Source organism: Piscinibacter sp. (assembly GCF_050175855.1).
Classification (GTDB): Bacteria; Pseudomonadota; Gammaproteobacteria; order Burkholderiales; family Burkholderiaceae_C; genus Piscinibacter.
The window spans coordinates 1-4,074 of sequence record NZ_JBFXIO010000427.1; the positions used below are offsets into that span (position 1 = coordinate 1).

The following is a 4,074-nucleotide window of genomic DNA, read 5'->3' on the forward strand; positions in this document are numbered from 1 at the left end:
AGCTCGGCGAAGGCGACCTCGATCTCGTAGACCGAGTCGTTGCGCGCCTCGTCGATGCGCGGCGCCTGGCTGGTCGGGCCGACGAACAGGCCGGAGAACAGGTAGCTCAGCGCCGGGGGGTTGTGCCAGTAGGCGACCATGCTGGCCAGCAGGTCGGGCCGGCGCAGGAAGGGCGAATCGGCCACCGTGGCGCCCCCGAGCACGAAGTGGTTGCCGCCGCCGGTGCCGGTGTGGCGTCCGTCGAGCATGAACTTCTCGGTGGACAGGCGCGTCTCGTGCGCCGCCTGGTAGAGGTGGGTGGTCTGGTCCACCAGTTCGGACCAGCTGTGCGCCGGGTGGATGTTGACCTCGATGACGCCCGGGTCGGGCGTCACGCGCAGCGTGGCCAGTCGTGGGTCGCGCGGCGGCTCGTAGCCTTCGAGGATCAGCGGCAGCTTCATCTCGACGGCGGTGTCCTCCACCGCGGCCACCAGCTCGAGGTAATCCTCCAGCGCCGAGGTCGGCGGCATGAAGACGTACAGCCGCCCGCCTCGCGGCTCGGCGCACATCGCGGTGCGCGTGATCCAGCCGGCCGACTCGAAACGCTGGGGCGTGCGTGCCGCGACAGGCAGCTCCGCAGCGTCGTCGAGCTGGCCGAAGCCGCTGGGGCCGAAGCCATTGCCGCGCAGCGCGGCGCGCGAACGTTCGGCGAAACTGCCGGCCGGCTGCCCCGTGGCGCTGCCCTCGGCGAGCCGGTCGGGGAAGCGCAGCCGCTGGTAGGCCGGCAGCGGCGGGAACGGCTGGGTCGGGTCCGGCTGGTGCGTCCAGGGGTAGTCGGTGGCGGAGGCCCAGGGCTGCGAGTCCAGCGGCAGCCGGTAGCCCAGCGGCGAATCGCCCGGCACCAGGTAGCAGCGCTCGCTGCGCAGGAACCACGGCCCGGTCTGCCAGCGCGCCGGCCCGCTCGAAGTGCGCGAGACCGGCAGCACGTGGCCGACCACCTTGTCCAGGCCCTGGGTGAAGACCTTGCGGATGCGCTCGCGCTCCAGCGGGTCGGCCAGGCGGGCGTCGAACGGATCGACGTTGCTCGGCAGCTTGCGCTCGCGCCACAGGTAGTACCAGGTGTCCTCGTAGGCCGGGAAGACGTACTTGGCGTCCAGCGCCAGCCGTCGCGCCACACCCTTGAGGAACTGGCGCGCCTGCACGTCGGTGACGCCGTAGTCCTTGTGCTCGTCGGCGAAGAGCTCCGGATGCGTCCACACCGGCTCGCGGTCCTTGCGCCAGAACAGGTTGAGGCTCCAGCGAGGCAGCTGCTCGCCCGGGTACCACTTGCCCTGGCCGTAGTGCAGCAGGCCGCCGTCGCCGTACTTCAGGCGCAGCTTGTCGAGCAGGTCCGCGGCGAGCAGCCGCTTGGTCGGGCCCATCGCCTCGGTGTTCCACTCGGCGCCGTCGCGGTCGTCGACCGAGACGAAGGTCGGCTCGCCGCCCTGCGTCAGGCGCACGTCGTGCGTGCGCAGGTCGTCGTCGACGCGGTGGCCCAGCGCCTCGATCTCGGCCCACTGCTCGTCGCTGTAGGGAAGCGTCACGCGCGGCGCCTCCCACACGCGCGAGACCTTCATGTGGTGCTCGAACTCGGTCTCGCACTCGTCGATCAGGCCGGTCACCGGTGCCGCCGAGCCGGGGTCGGGCGAGCAGGCCAGCGGGATGTGGCCTTCGCCGGCGAGCAGGCCGGAGGTGGGGTCCAGGCCGATCCAGCCGGCGCCTGGCAGGTAGACCTCACACCAGGCGTGCAGATCGGTGAAATCGACCTCGCTGCCGCTCGGCCCGTCGAGCGACTTCACGTCGGGCTTGAGCTGGATGAGGTAGCCGGAGACGAAGCGCGCCGCGAAGCCGAGGTGCCGAAGGATCTGCACCAGCAGCCAGCCGGTGTCGCGGCAGGAGCCGCTGGCGCTGCGCAGCGTTTCCTCCGGCGTCTGCACGCCGGGCTCCATGCGGATCAGGTAGCCGATGTCCTTCTGCAGCTTCTGGTTCAGCTCGACGAGGAAGTTGGTGGTCTGCTTCTTCTCGCGCGGGATCGCGGCGAGGTAGTTCGCCAGCAGCGGCGTCAGCTCGCCCTTGAGCCGGTACGGCGCCAGCTCGTGCGCGAGCGACGGGTCGTAGTCGAACGGAAAGTTCTCCGCCGAGGGCTCGAGGAAGAAGTCGAACGGGTTGAGCACCGACATCTCGGCGACCAGATCGACCTCGATGCGGAAGCTCGTCGTCTTGTCCGGGAACACCAGCCGGGCGAGGTAGTTCGACTGCGGATCCTGCTGCCAGTTGATGAAGTGCCCGGCCGGCTCGACGCGCATCGAGTAGCTCAGGATGCGCGTGCGCGAGTGCGGCGCCGGACGCAGCCGCACCACCTGCGGCCCGAGGTGGATGGGCCGGTCGTACCGGTAGTGGGTCACGTGGTTGAGCGCGACGTGGATGGACATTCAGGACTCCAGGGTGATCTCTTCGTGCATCGCGCCGGGCAGCGGCTCGATGCGCACGCGCACGCTCATCGCCTCGTTGCCGCCGCCTTCGCGCACGCCACGCACCGGCGCACAGGCAGCGTAGTCGGGGCCGACGGCCAGCCGCACGTGGCGCTCGTCCATCGTGCAGCGGTGGGTGATGTCGACGGACAGCCAGCGTCGCGCGGCCAGGTCGACGCAAACGTCGGCCCAGGCGTGGCTGGCCAGATGATGGGCGCGCGGCGAATGGAAGTAGCCGCTGACGTAGCGCGCCGGCAGGCCCGCCGCGCGGCAGGCGGCGATGAAGACGTGCGCTTGGTCCTGGCACACGCCGGCGCCCAGCGCGAGCGCCTCGGCGGCCGAGGTGCCGACATGCGTGATCCCGGCGCGGTACTCGACGGCTCCGGCCACGGCGCCGGCCAGTGCGAGCAACGCGGCCTCGTCGTCGCTGCGGCCCAGCAGATGCGAGCGGCCGAGACCGACCAGCGCGGCATCGGGCGCCGTCAGCGGGGTCGGCCGCAAGTACAGCGCCGGGTGCGGCGCGGCGAGGTCGTCGACCAGCCACGGCGACGGCTGCGTGCGCACCACGCCATGCGCCATCACGCTGCCGCGGTAGACGTGGCGGCCGCCTTTGGCGCGCGCCATGCTCCAGCTGTGCGACAGGTTGCCGAAGGCGTCGCGCTGGGCATAGAGATGGCCCGGCGCGCTGACGTGCCACTCCTCCACCGCCTGGTGAGCGTTGGCCTGCGGCGTGAGGCACAGCTGCTGCAGCGCGTACTGCAGCGGCGCGCTGTAGTCGTAGTGCGTCTCGTGGCGGATGCTGAGTTTCATCGCTCAGCGAGCCGTCATTGAACCGGGACGAGGAAGTCGCGGCTGATGCCGACGCCGATCGTGTTGACCCGGTCGAGGAACTGCGTGAGGAACGCGTGCAGCCCGGTGGCGAGGATCTCGTCGATGCGGCCGTACTGCAGGTCGGCGCGCAGCCGGCCGGCCTGGCGCAGCGTCTCGCCCGACTGCTCGTTGGCCACGCGCTCGAGGTTGGCCACCACCTCGGTCACGCACGCCGCCAGCGACCGCGGCATGTCGGGCCGCAGGATCAGCAGCTCGGCCACCTTCTCCGGCAGGATCACGTTGCGGTAGGCCTTGCGATAGACCTCGAAGCCGGACACCGAGCGCAGGATCGCCGACCAGTGATAGAAGTCGTACTCGACGGCGGCATTGGCGTTCGCGCCCTGCCCCTGCGACGGCGTCGCACCGAAGAACTCGAGGTCGGCGGCGTGGAATTTCACGTCGAGCAGCCGCGCGGTGTTGTCGGCGCGCTCGAGGAAGCTGCCGATGCGCAGGAAGTGGAAGGCCTCGTCCTGCAGCATGGTTCCGACCGTGACGCCGCGCGAGAGATGCGAGCGGAACTTCACCCACTCGAACAGCGCGCTCGGGTCGCGCTGGAAGTCGCTGCCGGCCACCATGCGCTGGAACTCCAGCCAGGTCTGGTTCTGCGTCTCCCAGACCTCGGTGGTGAGCGTGCCGCGCACCGCGCGGGCGTTCTCGCGCGCGGCCATCAGGCAGGAGCGGATGCTCGACGGGTTCTGCGCGTCGGCCACCATGT

The 4,074-nt window shown here is 70.6% G+C and carries 3 protein-coding genes; all 3 read right to left on the reverse strand.

All coding sequences use genetic code 11. The features are described from left to right. Positions 1 to 2,450: transglutaminase family protein (locus AB7U92_RS23095; RefSeq protein WP_428582522.1), on the reverse strand; the 2,450-nt coding region annotated here is incomplete at its 3' end. Further along, positions 2,451 to 3,299: a transglutaminase family protein gene (locus tag AB7U92_RS23100; protein WP_428582524.1), complete on the reverse strand. Its 849-nt coding sequence runs from the start codon at positions 3,297 to 3,299 to the stop codon at positions 2,451 to 2,453. A 14-nt stretch (positions 3,300 to 3,313) separates the two neighbouring features. Continuing rightward, on the reverse strand, positions 3,314 to 4,074 hold a 761-nt coding region (locus AB7U92_RS23105; RefSeq protein ID WP_428582526.1), incomplete at its 5' end, for an alpha-E domain-containing protein.